The following is a 23,209-nucleotide window of genomic DNA, read 5'->3' on the forward strand; positions in this document are numbered from 1 at the left end:
TCATAAAAATAAGGTATAGGCATTAGCCCAGCCTTGTATGGAGGAGGTTGATATAGTTGTCCGGGATATTAAGTGCCCTTGCGCTTCTTATTAAAGAAGCTATGTTTTTTGTGTCCTACGTTAAAAATCATGCTTTTCCTCAGCCTTTACCACCAGAAGAAGAAATGAAATATATTAAGCAGATGCAGGAGGGGGATGAAACTTCAAGGAACAAACTAATTGAACATAACCTTCGATTGGTGGCACATATTGTTAAGAAATTCGAGAATACAGGTGAAGATGCAGAGGATCTAATTTCCATTGGGACAATTGGTCTTATTAAAGGAGTTGAAAGCTACTCCACTGACAAAGGAACAAAGCTTGCAACGTATGCCGCCCGTTGTATAGAAAATGAAATACTTATGCATTTACGTGCCTTGAAAAAAGTGAAAAAGGACGTCTCCCTGCATGATCCGATCGGGCAAGATAAAGAAGGTAATGAAATCAGCTTAATCGATATTTTAGAAGCTGAAAATCAAAACATTATTGAATTTATCCAGTTAAATATGGAAATCGAGAAAATGGAAGATTATTTTTCAATACTTGATAATCGTGAGCGAGAGGTAATTGTTTACCGTTATGGGTTAAATGATCAAAAAGAAATGACACAGCGTGAGATTGCTAAAAAACTAAATATATCAAGAAGTTATGTTTCTCGAATTGAAAAGCGTGCACTAATGAAGGTATTTCATGAATATTATCGAAAAGAAAGAAGAAGGTAGTTTGACACCATCATTCAAAAAGGAGCGAACCCATAGCAGGGTTTAGCGCTCCTTTTCTAGTTCTATTTTAATTTTTCGTTGTTTAGTTGCTAGCAAAATTCCAGATAACACAGTTACAAAAGCAAGCAGCATTAATATCTTCCCATCAGTAGATGGTCTCATGAACGTATTAATAATGGCACCAAGATATAAATAGCTACTTAGTATAAGCAAAGTCCCTATAAAGCGCTGAAAGTCTTTTAATTTAGATTCCAATTCCTTTACCTTTTCATTTACCACCTATATCCCCCCATTTAGTACATATAATAACATAGAATAGATGCACGTTAGAAAGGTAAATATTGGTTGTTTCATAGATTCTTTACAGTTCTTTAACTAAGCTCATAACCATTTCAGCCGCATTGGTTGCAGCTTTTTCTAAGAATTTATCAAAGGATATGGAAGATTCCTTTCCAGCAATATCCGATAACGCACGAATTATGACAAACGGGATATTATACTGATAACAAACCTGCGCAACTGCAGCTGCTTCCATCTCGGCAGCAATCATAGTTGGGAATTTATGACGTACAAAGGCAACTCGGTCTGGATCAGACATGAAGGAATCACCTGTAGCAATTATTCCTTCCTCATAACCTATATCCATTGTATGCATTACTTTTGATGCCTTTGCCACTAAGTTAGTGTCAGCATCATACATCGCCGGCATTCCTGGAACCTGTCCATATGTGTAGTCAAACGCAGTTGCATCTACATCGTGATGAACAACCTGTGTGGAGATGATAACATCGCCCACTTCTAGATTCTTGGAAAACCCACCAGCAGAACCAGTATTTATTACGAACTTTGGTGTAAATCGTTCGTGCATAATAGTCGTAGCCATTGCAGCATTAACTTTACCTATACCAGATTTTAATAGAACAACTTCTCTATCAAATAATTTACCACGGGTAAATATACAATTCGCAACTTTCAATTGTTCTTTGTCAGTCATCTTAGACTGTAATAGAGCAACTTCTTCATCCATTGCTCCAATAATTCCAATTGTCATACCTTTTCCTCCATCATCTTGATTATATTAAATATCGACCTCTTGCAACACTTCAACCTTTGTCGGCTGCCAACCTTTATTATCAACCCAAGATAAATATACACGGTAAATCTCTGTATTGTCAGGGTTTGATACAGTTGCCTCTACCTTTTGATCTCCTCCATTACCAACCCAATGTGTCGTCATATTATTCTCAGCTAATCCCGTAGCCATTGCTACTGCTCTACTAATTTCAATTCTATCTTGTGAGCCATCATCATAATTTGTTGTATGTGGACCTTGTTGCTCTGTTCCAATTGGCTCCCAATTGGCTGTATAAGCCTCTACAACATTGTCACCAGAAGGCTCTAGCTGCTCTATTTGTACATCTTCATTTGCATTTTCCGAGTCTTCCTCGTTTGATGCTTCATTCTCATCATTTTCAGAAGCATTGTTTTGATCCGTATCATTTGTGGAGTCTTCTTCTTCAACTTTAGTGAAGTGATCGCCACTCTCATCATTGCCATCTTTTTCAGTGTCATTTTGCTCTGTCTCGTTACCAGACTTACTCTCTTCTTCTTTAGCAGCCTCATCGTCACCACCGAACATCCAAAAACCAATTAATACAATAAGTAAAACTGCACCAAGCACAAGCAAAAGTGAGATAGACTTTGTATTTTTTCTGCGCTTTTCAAATTTATCTACTCTTGATACTCTATCAAATTCACTCATGTTTTCAGCCCTCCCATATTTACTCTACTATGATATCATATTTATGTTATAGAATTATATGATAGAGACATTACAAAATATTAGTAGTCATAATTTCCTACCAACAGAACGACCGATTACTGATCCCCAGTCGATCATCCATTAACCTCTTATTGAAGGAATTTAAAATGAAAAAACCCCCCCTTTTCCAGTAAGTGTAACACCAACTATTTTACACTACTACATAAGGGGGGAATATTACACCATGATCTTTTTATACAACAACCATATAGATATAAAAATTAATCTACATTTACAATTTTAACTTGAATCTCTCCACCAGGTGTAGCTACAGTTACTTCAGAACCAATTTCTTGTCCAAGTAAACTTTGAGCCATTGGGGAATCATTTGAAATTTTCCCTTCAAACGGATCAGCTTCAGCGCTCCCTACTATCGTGTATGTTTCTTCTTCACCATCTGGAAGCTCTTGAAACGTTACCGATTTCCCTAGTGATACAATATTCGGATTATCATTATCGTTTTCAATGATTACTGCATTACGAATCATTTTTTCCACTTGTGCAATACGTGATTCGACAAATGCCTGATCATCCTTCGCAGCATCATACTCCGAATTCTCGGAAAGATCTCCAAAATCACGAGCAACTTTTATACGTTCAACAACTTCTTGTCGTCTATCCGTTTTTAAATAATGTAGTTCTTCTTCTAACTTTTCTTTCCCCTCTTGTGTCATATAGTAACTTTTCTCTGTAGCCATTCTAAACACTCCTTTTTATTCCTTCAGCATCTAAAGAGAATTTTCACTTTTGGAGTCTCATAATAACCCCCAGTTAATAAAAAACATTGAGCTGAGCTTATATCAATAACGGAGCCAATGTAAACGCTCCATTATACCAAAATTGTACTAATCATTACTATGGCAGACTTTGTACAAATTTTCAATACTTTTCCTAAATTTGTTTATGTTGATTTTTATAAAGTATCGTTTCTATTTTCGTAGCCATAATGTCGATTGCTACGTGATTTTGTCCGCCTTCTGGGATAATAATATCGGCATATCGCTTGGTTGGTTCAATAAATTGTAAGTGCGATGGCCTTACATTGTTAATATATTGATCGATGACAGAGTCTAGAGATCTTCCGCGTTCATTTATATCCCGCATCAATCTGCGAATAATACGTAAATCTGCATCTGTATCAACATATACTTTTATATCCATTAAGTCAACAAGACGAGGATCCTCTAATATCAGGATGCCTTCTAAAATAATAACATCTTTCGGCTTTACCTTTATTACTTCTTTCGATCGTGTATGAACCTTGTAATCGTACACTGGCTTTTCGATTTCTTTTCCATTTAATAGATCGTATATATGACTAATTAATAAATCATTATCAAATGCTAAAGGATGATCGTAGTTCGTATTTAATCGCTCCTCAAATGGCAAATGACTTTGATCTTTATAATAATAATCCTGTTCAATAACAAGAATGGTTTGATCTGAAAAACGTTGACATATGGAACGAGTAACAGAAGTTTTACCACTACCACTCCCCCCAGCAACGCCAATAACCACTGGTTTATCTTGCATAGATACGGTACCCCCTTCTAGTGTTTCTTTAAACTAATAGCAACACCGTCTCCGATAGGTACAATAGTGGTTGTAAAATCAGGATGATGCATAAGCCATTCGTTGTAATGATGAATTTTTTTGACCATATTTTTAAATCTTGCTGGAGCTAATTCTGGTTGTGCAACATACCCTCTAAACAAGACATTATCCGTAATAATTAGTCCATCCCTTGCAAGTAAAGGAACCGATTGCTCAAAAAACTTTTGATACTGCCCTTTAGCTGCATCGATAAATATTACATCAAAAAATGAATCATTTTGCAACTCATTTAGTTTATCGATGGCATCTCCTAGGATAACATCTATTGTACTAGACTTCCCTTGCTTTTCTATGTTCATAACAGCTTCCTGGTAACGCTGTTCATTTTTTTCAATTGTTATTATTTCACAATCTGGTGCTACTTCTGCCATTCTTAAAGCAGAATATCCAATTGCTGCTCCAATCTCCAATATTCTCTTCGGTTTCTTTAATTGAAGTATGTGCAGCATAAAATCCATACTTAGAGGCTCCATAATAGGTACATGATTTTGCTTTGCTTCCTTTTCTAATTGCTGAACAAATGAAGTTGTAGCAGGTAAAATGTTCAATAAGTAGTGTATTACTTGTTCGTTCATAAAATGACCTCTTTTTCAGAATGAAATCTCGATACCAAGATTACATATTTTATCATAAATTAAATGAAGGGTAAATATATCGGAAGCATCCCCCTTCTCAGCTTATGAGATAGGGGGATGAGACTTTAATCGATATACTTCTGTTTATTTTCATTATGTTCATCTAATGTTTTTGCATAATAAATATTTCCTTCTCCATCATGGAGGAAATATAAGAAATCTGATTGCTCTGGATTAAGCACTGCCTTTAAGGAGCTTTCGGCATAGCTTCCAATTGGCCCAATCGGTAAGCCCTCCGCATAGTAAGTGTTATAAGGAGACTCTACTTCTAAATCCTCATATAATACACGATCCTTATGTTTTCCTAAAGCGTACAATACGGTTGGATCTGTTTGTAGCTTCATTCCTTCCTCTATACGATTATAAAACACACCGGCAATTTTTTTCCGCTGTTTTGCAGTGCTCGCTTCTTTTTCAACAACCGAGGCAAAGGTAACAGCTTCATGAACCGAATAATCAGTTTCACTAATTTCGTTTAAATAATCGGATAACACAGCATCTGTTTTCTTCAACATTTCATTGATAACTGCTTCTACGCTTGGCTTCTCTTCATAGAAATCATATGTTGATGCAAATAAATACCCTTCTAATGGATGACGAATCTCAGTATTTAGAATTTCCTCTGACAATATAGATGGATATCTTTTGATTAACTGACTAATATAATCTTTGTCGTCTACTTTCTTCAAAAAATCTTCTTTCGAAAAACTCATTTTCTTTGCAAAGATTCCTGCCATTTGCTCAATGGTTTTTCCTTCTGGAATGGTAATTGTATGAACTGCTTCAGCCATAATCTTTCCATTTTTCAGTGATTCAATTATTTCATCTAATTCCATATCTGGCGTGAATGTGTATTTTCCAGCTTGAAAATCTGATTCATTATTAAATTTTATGTAAAAACGAAATATAAGGGCATTTTTAATAACCCCCTTTTCTTCTAATAAAGAAGCAATCTCTGAAGATGATGAACCAATTGGAATTGTTACTTTTATCTCTTCCTTGCTATCTGGATCAACTGGTTTTAGGGCTGACTTGACGTACAAAAAACCAGATAAGCCACCAATAATCAAAATTAAAAGTAATGCGATAATAATAATTGACACAATCTTACGCACTGTCTTGGCTTCTTCGCTTCGAGCAATGAGGTTGTCCCTAAAATTACCATTCTTTTTCTCTTTGGACATAGTTATCCCCCTCTCATCCGGTATATTATACTAAAATTCGATGTTATATTCCATTAATTTTATGCAAAAAACAAAAAGCTGATGCCGTATTTCGACATCAGCTTTTCATTTTTTGAGATAACCCTATGCCTCATTTTCTTGATCTGCTAGTGTATGAAGCATTTCTTCAACCATTTCCCATTCTTTATCAGATTCAATTGGAAACAGCGATAAATCGTCATCATCTTTTTCCTTTTCTTCGTAACGGAATGCATAAACTTCGACTTCCTCATCCTCTGATTGCTCTACAGGAATAACTGCGATATAGGATTGACTTGTCTCATCCACATCAAAGGTAAACAGAACTTCAAATAAATGTTCTTCTCCATTTTCATCAGGTATTATAATTCGTTCCTTTTCCTCAAGTGCCATTCTTTCACTCCTTTATTTCTGGTCTAAATAATTTTGTAGAATCATTACAGCTGCCATCTTATCAATGACTTTCTTACGTTTCTTTCTACTCATATCCGCTTCTAGTAGAACTCTTTCAGCAGCCATCGTAGTTAAACGCTCATCCCATAGCACTGTTTCAATTCCGTGGACTTTTTCTAGATGCTCTGCGTAGAGCTTAGATGCTTCTCCACGCTCTCCGATCGTACCATTCATATTCTTCGGAAGTCCAACAATAGCTTTCCCAACTTGATGTTCTACTATAATGGATTTTAATGCTTCATCGGCAGAGGTAATCTCTTCTTCGTTCCATTTGATTGTTTTTATTCCTTGTGCAGTCCAACCAAAGGCATCACTAACAGCAACACCTATTGTTTTGGATCCTACATCTAATCCCATTACTTTCATTTATTTTCCTTTTGCTGTTGTTCTAAATAGAACTTGACAAGCTCTTCAATTACTTCGTCACGTTCGATTTTACGAATTAAGTTACGTGCGTCATTGTACCTTGGAATATAAGCAGGATCACCAGAAAGCAAGTAACCTACAATCTGATTTATCGGATTATACCCTTTTTCCTTTAAAGCTGCATGCACTGTGAAAAGTATTTCCTTAATATCCTGGTCAAAAGGCTCTTCCGAAAAATTAAATTTCATCGTTTTATCAATTGAACTCATCGTGACACCTCGATCTTAGAATCATTTGGTAAAGCCATCTGCTAAACCGAATGTAAGCTTCTTCTATTATCTTAACATGATTATAGAATTAATTATATCTTTTTCACTAGATGATATTCAAATTAGTTGCTATTCATATGCTCTAAAATATATTCTTTAGCTGCATTTAAGGCTTGATCAATTTTGGATGGATCCTTACCTCCTGCTTGGGCCATGTCTGGACGACCTCCTCCGCCACCGCCACAAGCATGCGCAGCCTGTTTAATTAATTTCCCTGCATGGAATCCTTGTTCCATTAAGTCTTTTGAAACTCCTGCTGCTAATTGAACCTTTCCGTTATTCTCTATTGCTAATAGAATAATTCCAGATTCTAGTTTTTGTTTTAAGTCATCCAGCATATTTCGCAACTGATTCATATCATTTACATCGACTTTTTCACTTAATAAAGAGATACCTTCAATGTTTTGTACATTATCTAAAATTGAAGAAGCTTCTACATTTGCAAGTTTTGCACGAAGTGATTCTTTTTCCTTCTGCAACTCTTTAATATCCTGAAATAAGCCCTCTATTCTTTCTGGAAGTGCTTCCTCTTTCGATTTAACTAATTGAGCAGATTGCTGTAATAGACCTACCTTATTTGCTAAATATTGATAGGCTTCTTTACTAGTAACAGCCTCAATTCTTCTTGTTCCAGCTCCGATTCCACTTTCCGAAACGATCTTGAATAGACCAATTTCAGATGTATTCACAACGTGACAGCCACCACAAAGCTCTAAACTATAATCACCAATTCTAACTACTCGAACTACATCGCCATACTTCTCGCCGAATAAGGCCATTGCTCCCATTTTTTTAGCATCCTCAATATTTTCATTGGTAATGACTAGGGACATTGCCTCCCATATCTTTGTATTAACAATTTCTTCAATTTGTTGTAGCTCAGCTTTGGTTACAGCATTAAAATGAGAGAAATCAAATCGGAGGCGTTCATGCGTAACAAGTGATCCAGCTTGATTAACATGACTACCAAGCACATCCTTTAATGCCTGATGTAATAAATGAGTTGCTGTATGGTTTTTGACAATAAAAGAGCGAGCCGACTTTTCAACTATGGCATGAACCGCTTCTCCTATACGTAAAGAACCTTGTTGAATGCTTACACGATGAATATGCTGCCCAATTGGCGATTTTTGTACGTCTTTTACATATGCAGTAGCTTGCTCGGTAGAAATGAAACCTTTGTCAGCAATTTGCCCGCCACTTTCGGCATAGAATGGTGTTTGCTCTAGGAATACATATATGTCGTCACCTGCTTCTGCTACTTCCACCTGTTCATTACCAGCAATCATTGCCACAATGGAAGTATCTACTTCCATTTGGGTATACCCTACAAACGCACTATCGATATTAATCTCACTGAAAACAGCATCTTGTACTTGCATAGAATCAACTTTTTGTCGAGCGTTACGTGCACGCTCACGTTGTTTTTCCATTTCTCGTTGGAAACCTTCTTCATCAATCGTAAAACCTTGTGCTTCCACATATTCCTCTGTTAATTCTTTAGGGAACCCATAGGTATCATATAAGCGAAATACTTCCACTCCTGGGAATAAGGTGCTTCCTTTCTCCTTTTCGCTGTTCAAGATTGCTGTTAATATTTCTAAGCCATCGTGCAGTGTCTCATGAAACCGCTCTTCTTCCACTTTCACCATATTTTTAATAAATTCTTTTTTCTTCACTACTTCATGGTAGAAATCCTTCATAATGTCTGCTACCGTATCTACTAATTCATACATGAACGGCTTTTCAATACCAATTTCTTTGGCAAATCGAACAGCTCTTCTAATTAATCTTCTTAATACATAACCTCTTCCTTCATTCGAAGGAACAGCACCATCTCCTACCGCAAAGCTAACCGTACGAATATGATCAGCAATCACTTTAAAAGCTGTATCTCCTTCTTGACTAGCTCCATACTTTGTAGAGGCTAACTCTTCTGTCTTTTTAATAATTGGCATAAATAGGTCTGTTTCAAAGTTTGTTGGTGCGTCTTGAATGACACATACCATCCGTTCTAAGCCCATACCAGTATCTATATTCTTTTTAGGTAAAGGCGTGTACGTGTCATCTGGATTATGATTAAACTGGGAGAAGACAAGGTTCCATATTTCCAAGTATCTTTCGTTTTCTCCCCCAGGATAAAGTTCAGGATCACTTGGATCGTTTCCATAGTGTTCGCCACGATCATAAAAGATTTCTGTATTCGGTCCACTTGGGCCTTCACCAATATCCCAAAAATTCTCTTCTAAACGAATAATTCTTTCCTTTGGAATACCTATATTCTTTAACCATATATCATAGGCCTCATCATCCTCTGGATGCACTGTAACGGATAAACGTTCTTGATCAAACCCAATCCAATGATCACTCGTTAGAAATTCCCAAGCCCAATCGATAGCTTCTTTTTTAAAGTAGTCACCTATTGAAAAGTTACCGAGCATTTCAAAGAACGTATGATGTCTTGCGGTAAAACCGACATTTTCTATATCATTCGTACGAATTGATTTTTGGGCATTTACGATTCGAGGATTATCAGGGATTACCCGACCATCAAAATATTTTTTTAATGTTGCAACACCACTGTTGATCCATAGTAGCGTCGGATCATCCTTCGGAACTAGAGAAGCACTTGGCTCAACACGATGGCCTTTTTCTTTAAAGAAATCTAAAAACATTTGCCTAACTTCTGCTGATGATAATTGTTTCATCTTAAACTTCCTCCCAATCTAAAAATAGTTGAATAGAACATCAAGTCATTAATCATTGACATCACTTTTTCGTCAGGAAAGACTAACTGAGCGCAGTAAATGGATTATTTATTTCCTGAAAAGAATAAAAGCGCAAGCGCCCGATTAGAAACGTAGCGAACTGAAGCGAGTCAACGGAGATAAAGGAATCACGGTGTACATGCAAGCCGATGATAACTTAGATTAGGGCAATTCGTGAAGTCGCCTCCGCTGGAACAGCTCAACACGCCCATTTTTATCCACAGGTTCAAATTTTACAATTACCTAGACAATAAAAAAATCCCTTCTCTGCATTTGCAGGGACGAGATTTGATCGCGGTACCACCCTAATTATGAACTATTGTTCATCACTTTATCATTATAACGGTATGACACCGACGGGAATTAACCGTACTCCAGCTTAGCTTTCCATGATTCTACCTTAGGATTTCTTTCAGCCAACGGAAATCCTTCTCTTAAAAGCGATTGTCATGTACTCAAAACTTTCAACGTATTCTACATGTATAGTTGTTAGCGTAATTATAAAAAACATCGAGCGGAATGTCAACGCCGATGCATACCTATGAGACAGAATCTTTCTTTGAAATTTCCTTTAATCCCTCTAGGTGATTTTTCGGATAAAGGCAGCGCTATACCTACTATAATTGCAGTAAAAGGAAAACCTCCTGATTCTGAGAGCCATTCAATAATTGATATAGGTGCATAAATGATATAGATAAATAACATTAAATACAGATAGAACCTTCTCCAGCTTTTTTCTGACATAAAAACTTCTTACACCTTCTCTTGATGTAATACACAGATATATTGCTTATTCTATTTCCCTATAGCGAAATTGATGTTGAAAATAATACATCCTATCATCAGTTTGAAAAGAATATTGATTCCATATACTTGATTGTTGATTGGTTTCCTCCGTTTTTACCATTTGTAACTCATTCGCACCGACCTCCATGATCTTCGAGTCAATAACTTTTAATTCTTGTTGATCCTTGTCTAGTGCGCGTATCTTGATTTGTATTTCTTTTGGCTCATCCATATTGTTCTTCACATAAATCACATTGTGAAACTGTTCATTCGAACAATTTCTTTTTGTAAGACAATTACTTTCTGATTTAACTAGTGAAAGTGTAATTTCTTCTGAACCATTAGCATTTTCTGTTGCATTCATTGCTTGCTCTAAAGCCATCACATATGATAGCTTTTGTCCAAAGGGCATAAACCAAATAAACAGGAATCCTAAAACAGTGCCATCCCACCAATTAATTTCCATATCACTCTCGGATTATGAAATTGCTTAGAAACATTTTTATTCCGTAATGATAATGTTACAAATACATTAATAAGGGCAATGATTCCTAAAAACACAGCTGCTACGATTAGCCAGATCATACTTTCCATCGAGGTTTGCAAGAAAGGAATCGTATAAGTGGAAGATAGATAGACATTTCCAATTATCGATAACAAGATTAATAACAGAAAAAGGAGGATAGGATACTTCCATTTCACCTTTTCCCTTTTATTATTTTTTACGTTTATAAATGACCAAAGCACCCAAATAAACGGGACACTATATAAAATTATAACTAACAATATAAAAATCAATTTGTCACCTCTTTACTTCATTAAAACAGATCCCTACTGGATAATATTTCGTTATAATACGTAACTATACCATTTAGAATGGTTGGTCTAATGATACCTCCGTGCTCCAATCCCACACAACGTTAATAAAATCAATTTTTGGACCAGCTGATTCTTGGTACACATTCTCTTTTAAATTATCCATCATAGGACACTGCCTCTATTTCATTTGCTGCCCTTACAAATAGACGGTCTTCACTGATCTTTAATTTCGCATTTTCTAATACGCCACCGTTATCAATAATAATCTCTTTAACCTTTGCAACCACTTGACTTTCAATATCTACATCTTGGAGTAACTCTATCAGTTTTGGTCTTATCATTTCATGTTGTAAAGCTTCATTCACTACTTGGTCCAACGCTTCTAGATGTATTTCATTTGCTGACCAATCACGATAATAATTTCTACTTGCTAATTGCTCAGTTCGTTCTTGAAGATTTTCATCAAAATCTTCAAAGAAGCTAAGCAGCTCTCCTTCTAACGTCTCATACTCATACGTTTCAATGATTTTCTGTACTTCCTCATAGATTATACTAGATCCTGCCATGCTTGCTTGTTGAACCGTCGTACTAGATTTTTCTTTCGTGGCTAAAACGCCTCCCATATTTACTACTAGCAAAAACAGGATCATAATAATACTTAACATACCTAAAACGAATAAAGCTATGTTCCCTTCTTCTTGTTGGATAAACTGCTTCATTCTATTACCCTACCATGTGCACTTGCTGTATATGGAATGGAAGGTACATGATATCCGAATATTTCCTTAGGTAAAAATACCATCCGGATATTGACTTTAACCTTTGCAGTAAATTCTTTATTTCCAGAACTACTTATCGAATTTTTTTGTAAGTAACTCCCTGTCGTAGCTAATATATCATTCGCGGCATCTCTGGCACTCCCAGCGTTTTTGGTAATAGAATATACTTTTACATATTCGTTTGCAGCCGATTGTGTAATAAGAACCCCATTAATTCGGTTGAAAGCTTTAAGTGATGCTAATTAAAAAGAAGTTACAAATAGCTTCGATATCCACAAAGTTACAAATGAAAGGGATAGAAAAATCACTCGATTGTTTAACAACTTATCCAAAGTCGCTATTGATTTAAAAAATGAAGAAATCATAAATAGTAATCAATTAGACTCATTTAACAAGAAACGAAATGAAATAGATGAAGAGTTAAAGAATATTAGTGTAAAACAAGTTGAAGAATTGAAAAAATCTATTAACGAAAAATACAATAAACAAACGCAGGATTAACTGAGATAAAGTTGTTATTTGTATTAACTTTTGATAACCCAGACTTGCCAGATTCGAAATTTCATTTTAAAGACCAGATACTACTGCTAATACTAGTGCGATAAGAAATAAAATAATTGCTTTACGCTTTGACTCCAGCATTCTTAGACCTATTCTTTATCTGGGACTTTATTCCATCTTTTCATACTTTGTTTGATCATGTCAATTTTGTGTCTATATACAAAACGGTTCTAAAGTTAGCATTTTTGTTACTTATTTCATGAAATCATTAAACATCTTGAATTCTAAATATTTTTCTCGTACTTTTAACCTATTAAATGAAGCAAATAAGTTATCTCATTTTTATACTAGGTATTTATAATCGTTTTTTCCATTTAGCAGTACGAGTTGCATTTCGATAATGTTTTCGATATAATTTCTCTTTTTTACCCACAACAAAACGTACCATTTCTAGCTTGCTAAACTAAAAATGATACGTTTTTTAGGAATCCCTGCTTATAAAGTGAAAATTCAATAAGTAGGGATTTGGTTTTTCTCCCACTGATTGTTAGTCAAACCAATCGGACATTTACTGGCAGTCGATCCCCACTTACCCATATTGGTTTCACTTTGTTTCTTGAAGTGGGGGACTTCAGTTATATGCAGGTTAAAATACTACTCCAAATTACCCCTCTTGCTCCTTGCTACGAAATTGTCTCCAGTGAATGACATGCTTAATAATTACTTTGGCAATCGTCATCGTTGGTACAGCTATAATCATGCCAACAATTCCAAAAAGCTGTCCACCCAGTAATAAAGCAAAGATGATTGCTATTGGGTGTATATTAATACTTTTTCCAACAATGTATGGGGACAATAGGTTACTCTCAATTAATTGAATAATAAATACAGCTACTATTACAAATATAACTAATTTCCCTGAGACTGTAAGGGCAATCGCTACAGCAGGTGCTGCTCCAATAATTGGGCCAAAATATGGGATTAGATTTGTAATCCCCATAAGAATAGCAAGTAGCAAAGCAAAATCCATTCCAAGTAGCTTAAAAATAATAAGTGAGGTTAGGCTTACAAATAGGCAGACGAGTAATTGACCACGAATGTAATCACCTAACGTTTCATCAATAGCATGGACCATTTTACTTGATTGACTACGATATTTCTTTGGTATAAACCGCTTAAAATAAGCCTTAATTTTGTCATAATCCTTTAAAAAGTAAAACACTAATACAGGAATAACCGTAATAAAAATAATAAAATCGAATACTTTTGTAAATCCGTTTACAAGTCTTGCGAGTAATCGATCCAAGCCATTTTCTACCCTCGCGATTAAGTGATCAAATTTATCATGAACGGTTTCTGGTAAAAATGATGTATATTCGTACATTTGGTATATCAGTTTTTCATACATATTAATGAATTGAGGCAGTTGTTCATTAAGCTCTCTAACTTGCGTGACGATCATCGGGTAGACACGATAGATTAAATATGCGGTACCTCCAAAAAATAACAAATAGATGAGTAAAACAGCTATTCCCCTTGGAATATTATAGCTATGGAGTTTATTTACCACTGGATATAATAAATACGCTATAAGACAGGAAATAAGAAATGGAGCTAAGAGATGCCATAGAAATAAAAAAACTGTTTTGTAAAATGGAAACAGTTTTATCAGTAAGAAAATGAAAAGGAATAGAAAAATGCCAATCAATAACCAGTAAAGGAAGTTCAAACGCTTATTGTTTTTAAACATGATGACACTTCATCCTACTGAAGTAATTATCAGCATAGTTAAGGATTTTCATAGATCGTTCTTTCGTCTTCACTGAATAGATCGTTAAGTGAACTTAACGATCCATCTGCCTCAACCTGATGGACAGTTAATTTATCATTGATTACTGACATTTCAATAAAGCAATTCCAGCAATAAAACTGTTGTGTGCCTATCTTTCCAATATCCTTACCACGGCAATTTGGGCATCGCATTATCTATAGAGCTCCTTCTGTCTCAAATCTTACTCTCATGCTAACCCAAATTAACCAAAAATATACGTTTTGTCACATGAAATCGTATGGTGAAAGCTGGTCCTCATCCTCCACTTCAGGTTCAATCACTTTGCTGTCTAATTTAGCGATAAGACTCTCCTTTAGGCTGGTATAGCGCTGATTTGTATCAACTGTTGTTACTCCTTTTACAAACGCCTGCTGTTCTCCACAAATAATTAATGATTGTTTGCTTCTCGTAATTGCAGTATAAAGAAGGTTCTTTTTTAGCATCCGATGATAGGTTCTGACTACAGGTAATATGACAATTGGAAATTCACTACCTTGTGATTTATGTATAGAAATACAGTAAGCATGCATGATATTTCGGTAATCCTTCGGCTCATAGACGACTTCTTTATCATCATAAGCAATAACAAGCTGCTCCACATTTTCAGTATTTTCTTCTTCTCGAAAAATCGCAACTACTTCACCTATATCTCCATTATAAACACCGTCTTCAGGTTGATTTACCAGCTGAATAACCTTATCACCCTTACGATACACAGCATCCTGTGTTTTCACTTCTCTTTTTTGCTCTGTCTTCGGATTGATGATTTGCTGTAAAGCTTGATTTATTTTCGTGATACCAGCTTCCGATCGATACATAGGAGCTAACACTTGTACATCTCGAACATCAAACCCCTTATCCATAGCTTTTGTAAATATTTTCGTAATCACATCCACCATTTGCAGCTCATTACAAGGAATAAAGCTAAAGTCTTGATCATTTTGTAATTGAACTGGAGCGTCATTTTTAATCTCATGAGCAATTTGAATAATTCTCGAACCTTCTTTTTGACGATAAACTTCTGTAAGACGTACAAACGGTATGCAATCACTTCCAAGTAAATCTGATAACACCTGACCAGGTCCTACAGATGGTAACTGATCCTCATCTCCAACAATTAATACTTGCATATCATCAGGAATAGCCTTAAATAGATGATTAGCTAACCAACTATCGACCATTGAAAATTCATCAATAATTAAAAATCTACCAGCTAATGGTTCATGTTCATTTTTATCAAAACCACTATTACCATCCCAACCTAGTAATCGATGAATGGTTTGTGCAGGAAGGCCGGCAGATTCTGTTAATCGTTTCGCTGCTCTTCCAGTAGGAGCAGTTAAAATAAACGGGAATTCATGCTCATTATCATAATCTTTCGGGTTTAGGGATAATTGATGAATCGTAGCGTACGCATTTAATATTCCTTTCACTACAGTAGTCTTTCCCGTACCAGGACCACCTGTTAAGATCATGAGTTTTGAATGAATCGACTGATTAATCGCAGTGAATTGCTCTTTTCCGTACGATAGAACTTCGGACTCCTCGATGTCACCGATTATCTTCATTAATTCAGCCATCGGGGTTTGATGTTCAATTGGCTTTGTTAGAATTCTTTTAATATGTGTACTAAATCCATCTTCTGCATAATACAAAGAAGGTAGATAGACATGACCATCCTGAATAATAATCGTTTTATCACGATTCAATTCTGTTAAGCGTTCTGTAATAATAACTTCAGAAAGGTCTATTGTTGCTAGCAGCTCCATTACCAAATTTATACACTTATCCATAGGCAAAAACACATGGCCATCTTGAACAGATCGTTGTAACACATAAATACACCCTGCTCCAATTCGATTCGGATGCGACGTAGAAAGTCCCATTTGGTTTGCTATTTCATCCGCTGTCCGAAACCCAAATCCCTCAATATCAAATACAAACTGATAAGGATCCTCCTCAATCAAATGGATAGCTTCATCCTTATAATTCTGATATATTTTTTGTGCCATTTTCAGACCAATATGATAATTAGCTAAATAGACAGCAACATGTTCAAATCCTTGATTCTCTTGAAGTGCAGTCCGCAAAGATTCTGCTGTTGCTTGCTTTAATCCTGCTACATTAGCTAGAGCCTTAGGATCGTTTATAATCTTTGTAATTGCGTTTTCACCAAGTTGATCAACGATCTTCTCCGCCGTTTTCTTGCCTACACCGTAAAAGAGATCACTCGAAAGATAAGCAACAAGCCCATCCTTCGAATTAGGAATAAACGTCTGATAAGAAGTTACGTTATATTGAGTGCCGAAACGAGGATGCTTTTCAAACGTTCCATAAAAATAGTAGCTAGTTTCCTCTTGCAGATTTGAAAAATATCCTTTTATGACAATATCTTTCTCTTTAAATGCTTCATTCGTTTCCAGTACTTTAATTTTTGCAATCGAAAACTGCTCAGCTTGATTGTGAAAAATAGTATAAACAAGTTCCCCTTTGATATACCCTTGATCCTCCACTGCATATTTGTCTCGTTCCATCTCAAACACTCCACTATTTTCTTACTTCTTCAACAATCCCTCTGTTTTTTCCTTGCCATTTGCAGCTAAGATATGCTCAGGTTGAATGCGTAACGCTTCTTCAAAGAACGCTAATGCCTGCTCTAACCGATCTTCAAATAGGGCAATAACACCTAGGTTGTAATTAGCATCACTGTGATTAGTCTCTATTGTTAATACTTTTCGAAAGATTTCTTCTGCATCTTTTAAATGATCGCTCTGTGCCAACGTTAATCCATATTGAAACAAGCTATCAGCATCTTCTGGGTCTAGCTCTGTAGCTCGTAATAAATACGGAAGAGCTAATTTATAATGCTCCTGGTGTTGAAAAGTCATTCCTAGTAAAAAATAAACGTCTGCTTCCTCTAAGCCCAGCTCTACAGCTTTCTGAAAGTTTTCTTGTGCTTTAGGGTAGAGTGCTTGCTCATAAAATAGATTACCTAATCCATAGTAAGCTGTTGCTGCGTGCTCATCCAACTCGATCGCTTTCTCAAAAAAGCGCTGTGCTCTAGGAAGATCATTGACATGAAATAGCAAGTTCCCAAAGTTGATGTAACCAACTGGGTCGTTTGGATTTTCTTCGATTACTTCTGTAAACAATGCAGCAGCCTCTTCGAATTTATTCTCCTGCATGTGCGCTATTGCTTGTTTGTTCTTATCCATAGTAAAACTCCTTATTAACCAACATAATCTAATCTATGGTCCGCTTTTCTAATCTCATCAATTGTTCCTCCACCAAGGCAAACATCTCCATTGTAAAATACGACAGCTTGACCTGGGGTAATAGCCCGTTGGCTTTCCATAAAGTCAACCCTGACATGGTCATCATCCAAAATGGTTACCTTTACTTCACTATCTTGTTGACGGTAGCGGAATTTAGCTGTACAAGTAAAACTCTCCTCCACTTTATCCGCATGAATCCAATTCACATCTGATGCAATAAGAGCATCTGAATATAGCTTGTCATTTGCATAGCCTTGCTCCACATAAAGGACGTTATCTTCTAGATTTTTACCTACGACAAACCACGGGTCTCCAGCTCCACCGATTCCCAGTCCTTGCCGTTGACCGATTGTGTAATACATAAGACCATCATGTTTTCCTTTCACTTCCCCTTCTAACGTTTGCATTTGTCCTGGCTGTGCAGGTAAATATTCACTTAGAAACGTTTTGAAGTTTCGTTCTCCAATAAAGCAAATTCCTGTGCTATCTTTCTTTTCAGCAGTTGCTAATCCATGCTCTTTAGCTATTTTTCTAACTTCTGATTTTGGTAGATGCCCAAGTGGAAACATCACTTTCCCCAAAATATCTTCGGTTAATTGATTTAAAAAATAGGTTTGATCCTTATTGTCATCCACTCCACGAAGCATTTCGTATCTATCATTTTGAGATCGGACTTGTGCATAATGCCCTGTTGCTAAATAATCTGCACCTAGAGACATGGCATGCTCTAAGAATGCTTTAAATTTAATCTCTTTATTACACATTACGTCTGGATTTGGTGTTCTTCCTGCTTTATATTCATCTAGAAAATACGTAAATACCTTATCCCAATATTGCTTTTCGAAATTAACCGCATAATAAGGAATTTCCAATTGATTACAGACACGTACAACATCATCAAAATCTTCTGTCGCCGTACAAACACCAAATTCATCTGTATCATCCCAGTTTTTCATAAAGATTCCGACTACATCATATCCTTGTTGTTTTAATAATAGAGCAGCAACGGAAGAATCAACGCCTCCACTCATTCCAACTACAACTCTTGTGTCCTTATTACTTTTCATGATTTATCCATCCTTTTTAACGAGCTAATCGCTTCACAATTTTTGCAACACGTAATGCAGCTTGCTCTACATTTTCCTCTGTATTGAAAATTCCAAAGCTAAACCGAATTGAGTTTGTTGTACATTCATGTTCTTTACCAAACATCGCTGTTAATACATGAGAAGGCTCTACAGATCCCGCTGTACAAGCACTACCACTTGAAGCAGCTATGCCTTCTAAATCAAAATTCGTCAAAAGCGCTTCTACTTTTGTACCTGGAAAGCTAATATTAACAATCGATGCAATCGTGGACTTAACATCCCCATTTACTTGAAACTCAACACCATTTTCTTCTAACAGGCGAAGAAACAGATTTTTATAGGAGCTATACAATTCATTACGTTCAACTTTATTTTCCATAGCAAGCTCAACGGCTTTTTGAAATCCAACTATGCCAGCAATATTTTCTGTCCCAGCCCGACGTTTTCTTTCTTGCTCACCGCCAAATTGTAAAGACTGAAGCTGTACATTCTCTTGAACATATAAAAAACCTATCCCTTTAGGTCCATTTATTTTATGTGAAGATACTGTCAGCAGATCAATGCCTAGCAAATTTACGTCAATATCGATTAGTCCATAAGCCTGGACAGCATCCGTATGAAAATAAGCCTGGTGTTCGTGTAGCAATTGTCCAATCTCTTGGATCGGCTGAATAACCCCAGTTTCATTATTTACAAACATTATCGAAACTAAAATAGTTTCATCCGTTAGTGCACGTCGTACATCTTCTGTAGAAACCAAACCATCTTGATCAACAGGTAAATAGGTCACGCTAAAACCCTCTGCTTCTAATTTCTCAATGGTATGCAGGACAGCATGATGCTCTTGTACTGTCGTAATAATATGGTTACCTTTATCTCGATTACCTAAAGCAGCACCTATTAATGCAAGATTATCAGCTTCCGTTCCCCCACTTGTAAAAACAATTTCTCTTTCCTTAGCTTGTATACTTCTAGCCATTACGAGTCTTGCTTCATCAAGCAGGTGCCTTGCTTTCCTACCAAATGAATGAACACTTGATGGATTACCAAACACTTCTTTTTCTACGTTATACATGGTATCCAAGACATCTTGATGAATCGGCGTTGTTGCTGCATGATCTAAATAAATTTGTTCCATGTTTATCTTTCCTTCCTGCTTGCATTAAATATAGAACATATATGCTTCTTGCGGCTGTTCATTATTATGTTCGGATAAATCCTTTAAAGTCGTGGTATCTAAGACATCCTTAACAGCATCACGAATTCGTAGCCAAAGCGCCTGCTTGGCAGGTTCTTCATCCTCTATTCCCTCTACAGGTGTAATAGGGCCTTCTAATACCCGAATAATGTCACCAGCTTTTATATCAATTGGTTCTTTCGCTAATATATAACCACCATAAGCACCACGAATACTTTTTATTAACCCTGCATTACGTAGTGGGCTAGCAAGCTGCTCTAAATAATGTTCCGATAAGTTATTCTCTTTAGCTATTTGTTTTAAAGAAGTCGGTCCTTTTCCATGCTGCTTAGCTAAATGAATCATAATTGTTAATCCATATCTTCCCTTTGTAGAAATCTTCATTTATTACACCTCAATTTAAATTACGTTCCATTAATACTAATACATGATATTATAGCATGGAACGCATTCTTCATGCATGTTATCGAATTGAATTGTATGGTAGTGTATGTAATCATTATATCGTAGCATTACTTCTATTTTAATCATGCTACCTCGCATATCTCTTTATGAACAATCTTCTTGAAACAATGTTTTATTATATTATAAAGGAAGGTATAAATGAAATTAAAACCACTTGCATTTCGTATGAGACCCGGACATATTGACGAGATTATTGGACAAGAGCACTTAGTTGGGGAAGGTAAAATCATTCGACGTATGGTAACTGCTGAGCGATTAGCATCGATGATTTTATTCGGGCCACCGGGAACTGGTAAGACGTCCATGGCATTTGCTCTAGCAAAAAGTTTAGGAAAGACGGTTAAATCACTGAATGCAGTGACAGATAAAAAGAAAGATATGGAGATCGTTGTCGAAGAAGCTAAAATGTTAGGTCAGGTTGTGCTCATACTCGATGAAGTTCATCGTTTAGATAAAGGAAAACAAGATTTTCTGCTGCCTCATTTAGAGAGCAATCTTATCATTCTGATTGGTTGTACCACTAGTAATCCTTATCATTCCATTAATCCCGCTATTCGTAGCCGGTGTCATTTATTCGAATTGCAGCCCTTAACAACAGAGCATGTGAAACAAGCGATCAATCGAGCAATAGCAGATCAAGAAAACGGGCTGGGTAAGCAGCAAGTAAAGCTTTCTGATGATGCACTCGAGCATTTCGCTAGAAGTGCAAACGGTGATATGCGCGCTGCACTGAATGGACTGGAACTAGCAGTTTCATCAACCCCTGAAAACGAACAGCATGAGATTGCTATTGCTTTAGATACCGCTGAAGAGTGTATGCAAAAAAAGAGCTTTTCCCATGATAAGGATGGAGACGCTCATTACGATGTACTTTCTGCTTTTCAAAAGTCAATTCGTGGTAGCGACGTTGATGCTGCCCTTCACTATTTAGGTAGATTAATTGAGGCTGGTGATCTAGATAGTATTGCTCGACGAATGATCGTAACAGCGTATGAAGATATTGGGCTTGCAAACCCACAAGCTGGTCCTCGAGCAATTTATGCCGTACAGGCCGCAGAGCGATTAGGCTTTCCTGAGGCAAGAATACCACTTGCAGTAGCTATTGTAGAATTGTGTTTGTCCCCTAAATCCAATACTGCATATAAAGCACTTGATGCAGCTTTGGCAGATATTCGCCAAGGTAAGAGCGGTGATATACCGTTACATCTAAAAGATTCACATTATCAAGGTGCGAATTCATTAGGCAGGGGCAATGAATACAAATACCCCCATAATTATGATAATGGGTGGATTGATCAGCAGTACTTACCTGATTCTATAAAAAACAAACAGTATTATCATCCAAGAGCGACAGGTAAATTTGAGCAGGCTATGAAACAAGTTTATGAAAAAATACAACAAGATAAAAAGATTTGACGTATAAGATAAACCTCCTGCGGCAACAATAAATGTAAAAATAGCTAAATCTATTATTTATTGAAGCTGTTATTACTAAAGGAGTTGAACATAATGGTAAAGGTAAGACAAGACGCATGGTCACATGAAGATGATTTATTATTGGCTGAAACCGTATTGCGCCATATCAGAGAGGGGAGCACCCAATTAAATGCTTTTGAAGAAGTCGGTGATAAATTGAACCGTACATCAGCAGCATGCGGCTTTCGCTGGAATGCTGAGATTCGGATGAAATATGTGAATGCTATTGATCTGGCAAAGCGTCAACGTAAAGAGAAGAAACGTGCCATGGCTAAAAGCGGCCAAACAATCAGAAAGCCTGTAGTTTCTTTACCTCAGAATCACGTACAAGAGGAAGATACACAGCAAAACGACGTCCCAGCTGTACAAGCTGATTCATCGATGACAATGGATATGGTAATACGCTATTTAAAGGACGTTAAAAAACAAACAATTTCTTCCAACCAATCAAAAGCAAATCTGGAGCAAGTGGAAAACGAGAATAAAAAATTAAGAGAACAAGTAGATACATTGAATAAAGAATTAGAACAAACTAAAACACAGTTGTCTACTATTCAAGAGGACTATCAAGCATTTATTCAAATTATGGAAAGAGCACGTAAAATGACCGTTTTGGATGATCAAGGTTCCATGCCTGCACCGGCATTTCGCATGGATAAAAATGGAAACTTGCAGCAATTAGCACAAGGGTCAAATTAACAGATTCTGGCTATCTTGCTAGCAAAAAACCCTAAATTGCCAAAGGAGGTAATCCTTTTTGCAATTTAGGGTTTTTTTTACACAATCCCGATCGTGCCGTCCAGTATGAAGCTTTGATCCCGCTCACGGCAGGTGGGCGCTCTGTCCTATATTTATTGTACTTCCTAATTCAAGGCACGTACGCAACATAGGAACTACTTCGAGCTCCCAAGTATACAGTTGTTCGGTCAAAACACTTTTCATGGACGCACACATCAGGATTGCGTTAAATACTATTATTCATCAAACCTTGCATAAGCTTTGATGTTATTTTAACACGTGTATTCTTCAAAAAGCAATAAT

25 protein-coding genes, 1 other RNA gene and 1 other annotated feature are annotated in these 23,209 nt (G+C 36.4%); of the genes, 4 read left to right on the forward strand and 22 right to left on the reverse strand.

Annotation, left to right across the window (positions count from 1 at the left end; all coding sequences use genetic code 11):
* The first annotated feature begins 56 nt into the window (after window positions 1-56).
* Complete coding sequence (sigK, locus tag JUJ52_RS09680; RefSeq protein ID WP_026681224.1) at window positions 57-761, forward strand: RNA polymerase sporulation sigma factor SigK; 705 nt, start codon at window positions 57-59, stop codon at window positions 759-761.
* 42 nt (window positions 762-803) lie between these two features.
* Here sigK and JUJ52_RS09685 read toward each other — a convergent pair whose 3' ends face one another.
* From JUJ52_RS09685 to JUJ52_RS09750, 14 genes are all read right to left on the reverse strand, one after another.
* A complete protein-coding gene (locus tag JUJ52_RS09685; protein ID WP_034678980.1) occupies window positions 804-1,040 on the reverse strand; it encodes a YrhC family protein in 237 nt (78 codons plus the stop codon).
* An 82-nt stretch (window positions 1,041-1,122) separates the two neighbouring features.
* Window positions 1,123-1,812, reverse strand: coding sequence for a 5'-methylthioadenosine/S-adenosylhomocysteine nucleosidase (gene mtnN, locus JUJ52_RS09690; RefSeq protein WP_026681225.1), 690 nt, complete (start codon window positions 1,810-1,812; stop codon window positions 1,123-1,125).
* A 27-nt stretch (window positions 1,813-1,839) separates the two neighbouring features.
* Window positions 1,840-2,523: a YrrS family protein gene (locus tag JUJ52_RS09695; protein WP_026681226.1), complete on the reverse strand. Its 684-nt coding sequence runs from the start codon at window positions 2,521-2,523 to the stop codon at window positions 1,840-1,842.
* 281 nt (window positions 2,524-2,804) lie between these two features.
* A complete protein-coding gene (gene greA, locus JUJ52_RS09700) occupies window positions 2,805-3,281 on the reverse strand; it encodes a transcription elongation factor GreA (protein ID WP_026681227.1) in 477 nt (158 codons plus the stop codon).
* Between the two features lie 193 nt (window positions 3,282-3,474).
* Window positions 3,475-4,116, reverse strand: a complete 642-nt coding sequence (gene udk, locus JUJ52_RS09705) for a uridine kinase (protein ID WP_026681228.1) — start codon at window positions 4,114-4,116, stop codon at window positions 3,475-3,477.
* Window positions 4,117-4,133: 17 nt separating this feature from the next.
* Window positions 4,134-4,772 (reverse strand): O-methyltransferase, encoded by a 639-nt coding sequence (locus tag JUJ52_RS09710; RefSeq protein WP_026681229.1) that lies wholly within the window; start codon window positions 4,770-4,772, stop codon window positions 4,134-4,136.
* Window positions 4,773-4,897: 125 nt separating this feature from the next.
* Window positions 4,898-6,016, reverse strand: coding sequence for an endolytic transglycosylase MltG (gene mltG / locus JUJ52_RS09715; RefSeq protein WP_026681230.1), 1,119 nt, complete (start codon window positions 6,014-6,016; stop codon window positions 4,898-4,900).
* Between the two features lie 123 nt (window positions 6,017-6,139).
* Window positions 6,140-6,427, reverse strand: coding sequence for a DUF1292 domain-containing protein (locus JUJ52_RS09720; protein WP_026681231.1), 288 nt, complete (start codon window positions 6,425-6,427; stop codon window positions 6,140-6,142).
* A gap of 12 nt (window positions 6,428-6,439) precedes the next feature.
* A complete protein-coding gene (gene ruvX, locus JUJ52_RS09725; protein WP_026681232.1) occupies window positions 6,440-6,853 on the reverse strand; it encodes a Holliday junction resolvase RuvX in 414 nt (137 codons plus the stop codon).
* A complete protein-coding gene (locus JUJ52_RS09730) occupies window positions 6,850-7,122 on the reverse strand; it encodes an IreB family regulatory phosphoprotein (protein WP_026681233.1) in 273 nt (90 codons plus the stop codon). The genes ruvX and JUJ52_RS09730 overlap by 4 nt, the downstream gene beginning before the upstream one ends.
* A 122-nt stretch (window positions 7,123-7,244) precedes the next feature.
* Window positions 7,245-9,890, reverse strand: coding sequence for an alanine--tRNA ligase (alaS, locus tag JUJ52_RS09735; protein WP_205388645.1), 2,646 nt, complete (start codon window positions 9,888-9,890; stop codon window positions 7,245-7,247).
* A 334-nt stretch (window positions 9,891-10,224) separates the two neighbouring features.
* Window positions 10,225-10,427: a binding site (T-box leader), on the reverse strand.
* A 313-nt stretch (window positions 10,428-10,740) separates the two neighbouring features.
* Window positions 10,741-11,202: a hypothetical protein gene (locus JUJ52_RS09740; protein ID WP_205388646.1), complete on the reverse strand. Its 462-nt coding sequence runs from the start codon at window positions 11,200-11,202 to the stop codon at window positions 10,741-10,743.
* Window positions 11,169-11,534, reverse strand: a complete 366-nt coding sequence (locus JUJ52_RS09745) for a hypothetical protein (protein WP_026681237.1) — start codon at window positions 11,532-11,534, stop codon at window positions 11,169-11,171. The genes JUJ52_RS09740 and JUJ52_RS09745 overlap by 34 nt, the downstream gene beginning before the upstream one ends.
* 176 nt (window positions 11,535-11,710) lie before the next feature.
* Window positions 11,711-12,274 carry a Tad domain-containing protein gene (locus JUJ52_RS09750; protein WP_026681238.1) on the reverse strand — a complete coding sequence of 188 codons (564 nt, stop codon included), beginning with the start codon at window positions 12,272-12,274 and terminating at the stop codon, window positions 11,711-11,713.
* Window positions 12,275-12,646: 372 nt separating this feature from the next.
* On the opposite strand from JUJ52_RS09750, the gene JUJ52_RS09755 reads away from it, so the two are divergent.
* Window positions 12,647-12,835 (forward strand): hypothetical protein, encoded by a 189-nt coding sequence (locus tag JUJ52_RS09755; protein WP_026681239.1) that lies wholly within the window; start codon window positions 12,647-12,649, stop codon window positions 12,833-12,835.
* Between the two features lie 664 nt (window positions 12,836-13,499).
* On the opposite strand, the gene JUJ52_RS09760 is transcribed toward JUJ52_RS09755, so the two are convergent.
* The 7 genes from JUJ52_RS09760 to cymR all read right to left on the reverse strand — a co-directional run bounded on the left by JUJ52_RS09760 (window position 13,500) and on the right by cymR (window position 20,611).
* Window positions 13,500-14,585 (reverse strand): AI-2E family transporter, encoded by a 1,086-nt coding sequence (locus tag JUJ52_RS09760; RefSeq protein ID WP_026681240.1) that lies wholly within the window; start codon window positions 14,583-14,585, stop codon window positions 13,500-13,502.
* A 38-nt stretch (window positions 14,586-14,623) separates the two neighbouring features.
* On the reverse strand, window positions 14,624-14,818 hold the full coding sequence (locus JUJ52_RS09765) for a hypothetical protein (RefSeq protein WP_034678985.1): 195 nt from the start codon (window positions 14,816-14,818) through the stop codon (window positions 14,624-14,626).
* A gap of 72 nt (window positions 14,819-14,890) precedes the next feature.
* The gene (gene recD2 / locus JUJ52_RS09770) at window positions 14,891-17,200 is read right to left on the reverse strand and encodes an SF1B family DNA helicase RecD2 (protein ID WP_026681242.1); all 2,310 of its coding nucleotides are present in this window, start codon (window positions 17,198-17,200) and stop codon (window positions 14,891-14,893) included.
* A 21-nt stretch (window positions 17,201-17,221) separates the two neighbouring features.
* On the reverse strand, window positions 17,222-17,881 hold the full coding sequence (locus JUJ52_RS09775; protein WP_205388648.1) for a tetratricopeptide repeat protein: 660 nt from the start codon (window positions 17,879-17,881) through the stop codon (window positions 17,222-17,224).
* 14 nt (window positions 17,882-17,895) lie between these two features.
* A complete protein-coding gene (gene mnmA / locus JUJ52_RS09780) occupies window positions 17,896-19,008 on the reverse strand; it encodes a tRNA 2-thiouridine(34) synthase MnmA (protein WP_026681244.1) in 1,113 nt (370 codons plus the stop codon).
* Between the two features lie 16 nt (window positions 19,009-19,024).
* The gene (locus tag JUJ52_RS09785) at window positions 19,025-20,167 is read right to left on the reverse strand and encodes a cysteine desulfurase family protein (RefSeq protein WP_026681245.1); all 1,143 of its coding nucleotides are present in this window, start codon (window positions 20,165-20,167) and stop codon (window positions 19,025-19,027) included.
* A 24-nt stretch (window positions 20,168-20,191) separates the two neighbouring features.
* Window positions 20,192-20,611 carry a cysteine metabolism transcriptional regulator CymR gene (cymR, locus tag JUJ52_RS09790; protein WP_026681246.1) on the reverse strand — a complete coding sequence of 140 codons (420 nt, stop codon included), beginning with the start codon at window positions 20,609-20,611 and terminating at the stop codon, window positions 20,192-20,194.
* Between the two features lie 219 nt (window positions 20,612-20,830).
* On the opposite strand from cymR, the gene JUJ52_RS09795 reads away from it, so the two are divergent.
* Together JUJ52_RS09795 and JUJ52_RS09800 are read left to right on the forward strand one after the other, a co-directional pair.
* On the forward strand, window positions 20,831-22,108 hold the full coding sequence (locus JUJ52_RS09795) for a replication-associated recombination protein A (protein ID WP_205388649.1): 1,278 nt from the start codon (window positions 20,831-20,833) through the stop codon (window positions 22,106-22,108).
* Between the two features lie 93 nt (window positions 22,109-22,201).
* Window positions 22,202-22,867: an RsfA family transcriptional regulator gene (locus tag JUJ52_RS09800; RefSeq protein WP_026681248.1), complete on the forward strand. Its 666-nt coding sequence runs from the start codon at window positions 22,202-22,204 to the stop codon at window positions 22,865-22,867.
* Window positions 22,868-22,947: 80 nt separating this feature from the next.
* On the opposite strand, the gene ssrS is transcribed toward JUJ52_RS09800, so the two are convergent.
* A non-coding RNA gene (gene ssrS / locus JUJ52_RS09805) (6S RNA) lies at window positions 22,948-23,131 on the reverse strand.
* Window positions 23,132-23,209 lie beyond the last annotated feature (78 nt).

The sequence above is a fragment of the Virgibacillus sp. AGTR genome (assembly GCF_016919725.2).
Taxonomy (GTDB): domain Bacteria; phylum Bacillota; class Bacilli; order Bacillales; family Amphibacillaceae; genus Virgibacillus; species Virgibacillus salarius.

What these genes read in the sequence shown, in the direction of transcription:
- mtnN (WP_026681225.1), bottom strand. Translation starts at nt 1,812, where the DNA reads ATGACAATTGGAATTATTGGAGCAATGGATGAAGAAGTTGCTCTATTA.
- JUJ52_RS09695 (WP_026681226.1), bottom strand. Translation starts at nt 2,523, where the DNA reads ATGAGTGAATTTGATAGAGTATCAAGAGTAGATAAATTTGAAAAGCGC.
- greA (WP_026681227.1), bottom strand. Translation starts at nt 3,281, where the DNA reads ATGGCTACAGAGAAAAGTTACTATATGACACAAGAGGGGAAAGAAAAG.
- udk (WP_026681228.1), bottom strand. Translation starts at nt 4,116, where the DNA reads ATGCAAGATAAACCAGTGGTTATTGGCGTTGCTGGGGGGAGTGGTAGT.
- JUJ52_RS09710 (WP_026681229.1), bottom strand. Translation starts at nt 4,772, where the DNA reads ATGAACGAACAAGTAATACACTACTTATTGAACATTTTACCTGCTACA.
- mltG (WP_026681230.1), bottom strand. Translation starts at nt 6,016, where the DNA reads ATGTCCAAAGAGAAAAAGAATGGTAATTTTAGGGACAACCTCATTGCT.
- JUJ52_RS09720 (WP_026681231.1), bottom strand. Translation starts at nt 6,427, where the DNA reads ATGGCACTTGAGGAAAAGGAACGAATTATAATACCTGATGAAAATGGA.
- ruvX (WP_026681232.1), bottom strand. Translation starts at nt 6,853, where the DNA reads ATGAAAGTAATGGGATTAGATGTAGGATCCAAAACAATAGGTGTTGCT.
- JUJ52_RS09730 (WP_026681233.1), bottom strand. Translation starts at nt 7,122, where the DNA reads ATGAGTTCAATTGATAAAACGATGAAATTTAATTTTTCGGAAGAGCCT.
- alaS (WP_205388645.1), bottom strand. Translation starts at nt 9,890, where the DNA reads ATGAAACAATTATCATCAGCAGAAGTTAGGCAAATGTTTTTAGATTTC.
- JUJ52_RS09740 (WP_205388646.1), bottom strand. Translation starts at nt 11,202, where the DNA reads ATGGAAATTAATTGGTGGGATGGCACTGTTTTAGGATTCCTGTTTATT.
- JUJ52_RS09750 (WP_026681238.1), bottom strand. Translation starts at nt 12,274, where the DNA reads ATGAAGCAGTTTATCCAACAAGAAGAAGGGAACATAGCTTTATTCGTT.
- JUJ52_RS09760 (WP_026681240.1), bottom strand. Translation starts at nt 14,585, where the DNA reads ATGTTTAAAAACAATAAGCGTTTGAACTTCCTTTACTGGTTATTGATT.
- JUJ52_RS09765 (WP_034678985.1), bottom strand. Translation starts at nt 14,818, where the DNA reads ATGCGATGCCCAAATTGCCGTGGTAAGGATATTGGAAAGATAGGCACA.
- recD2 (WP_026681242.1), bottom strand. Translation starts at nt 17,200, where the DNA reads ATGGAACGAGACAAATATGCAGTGGAGGATCAAGGGTATATCAAAGGG.
- JUJ52_RS09775 (WP_205388648.1), bottom strand. Translation starts at nt 17,881, where the DNA reads ATGGATAAGAACAAACAAGCAATAGCGCACATGCAGGAGAATAAATTC.
- mnmA (WP_026681244.1), bottom strand. Translation starts at nt 19,008, where the DNA reads ATGAAAAGTAATAAGGACACAAGAGTTGTAGTTGGAATGAGTGGAGGC.
- JUJ52_RS09785 (WP_026681245.1), bottom strand. Translation starts at nt 20,167, where the DNA reads ATGGAACAAATTTATTTAGATCATGCAGCAACAACGCCGATTCATCAA.
- cymR (WP_026681246.1), bottom strand. Translation starts at nt 20,611, where the DNA reads ATGAAGATTTCTACAAAGGGAAGATATGGATTAACAATTATGATTCAT.
- JUJ52_RS09795 (WP_205388649.1), top strand. Translation starts at nt 20,831, where the DNA reads ATGAAATTAAAACCACTTGCATTTCGTATGAGACCCGGACATATTGAC.
- JUJ52_RS09800 (WP_026681248.1), top strand. Translation starts at nt 22,202, where the DNA reads ATGGTAAAGGTAAGACAAGACGCATGGTCACATGAAGATGATTTATTA.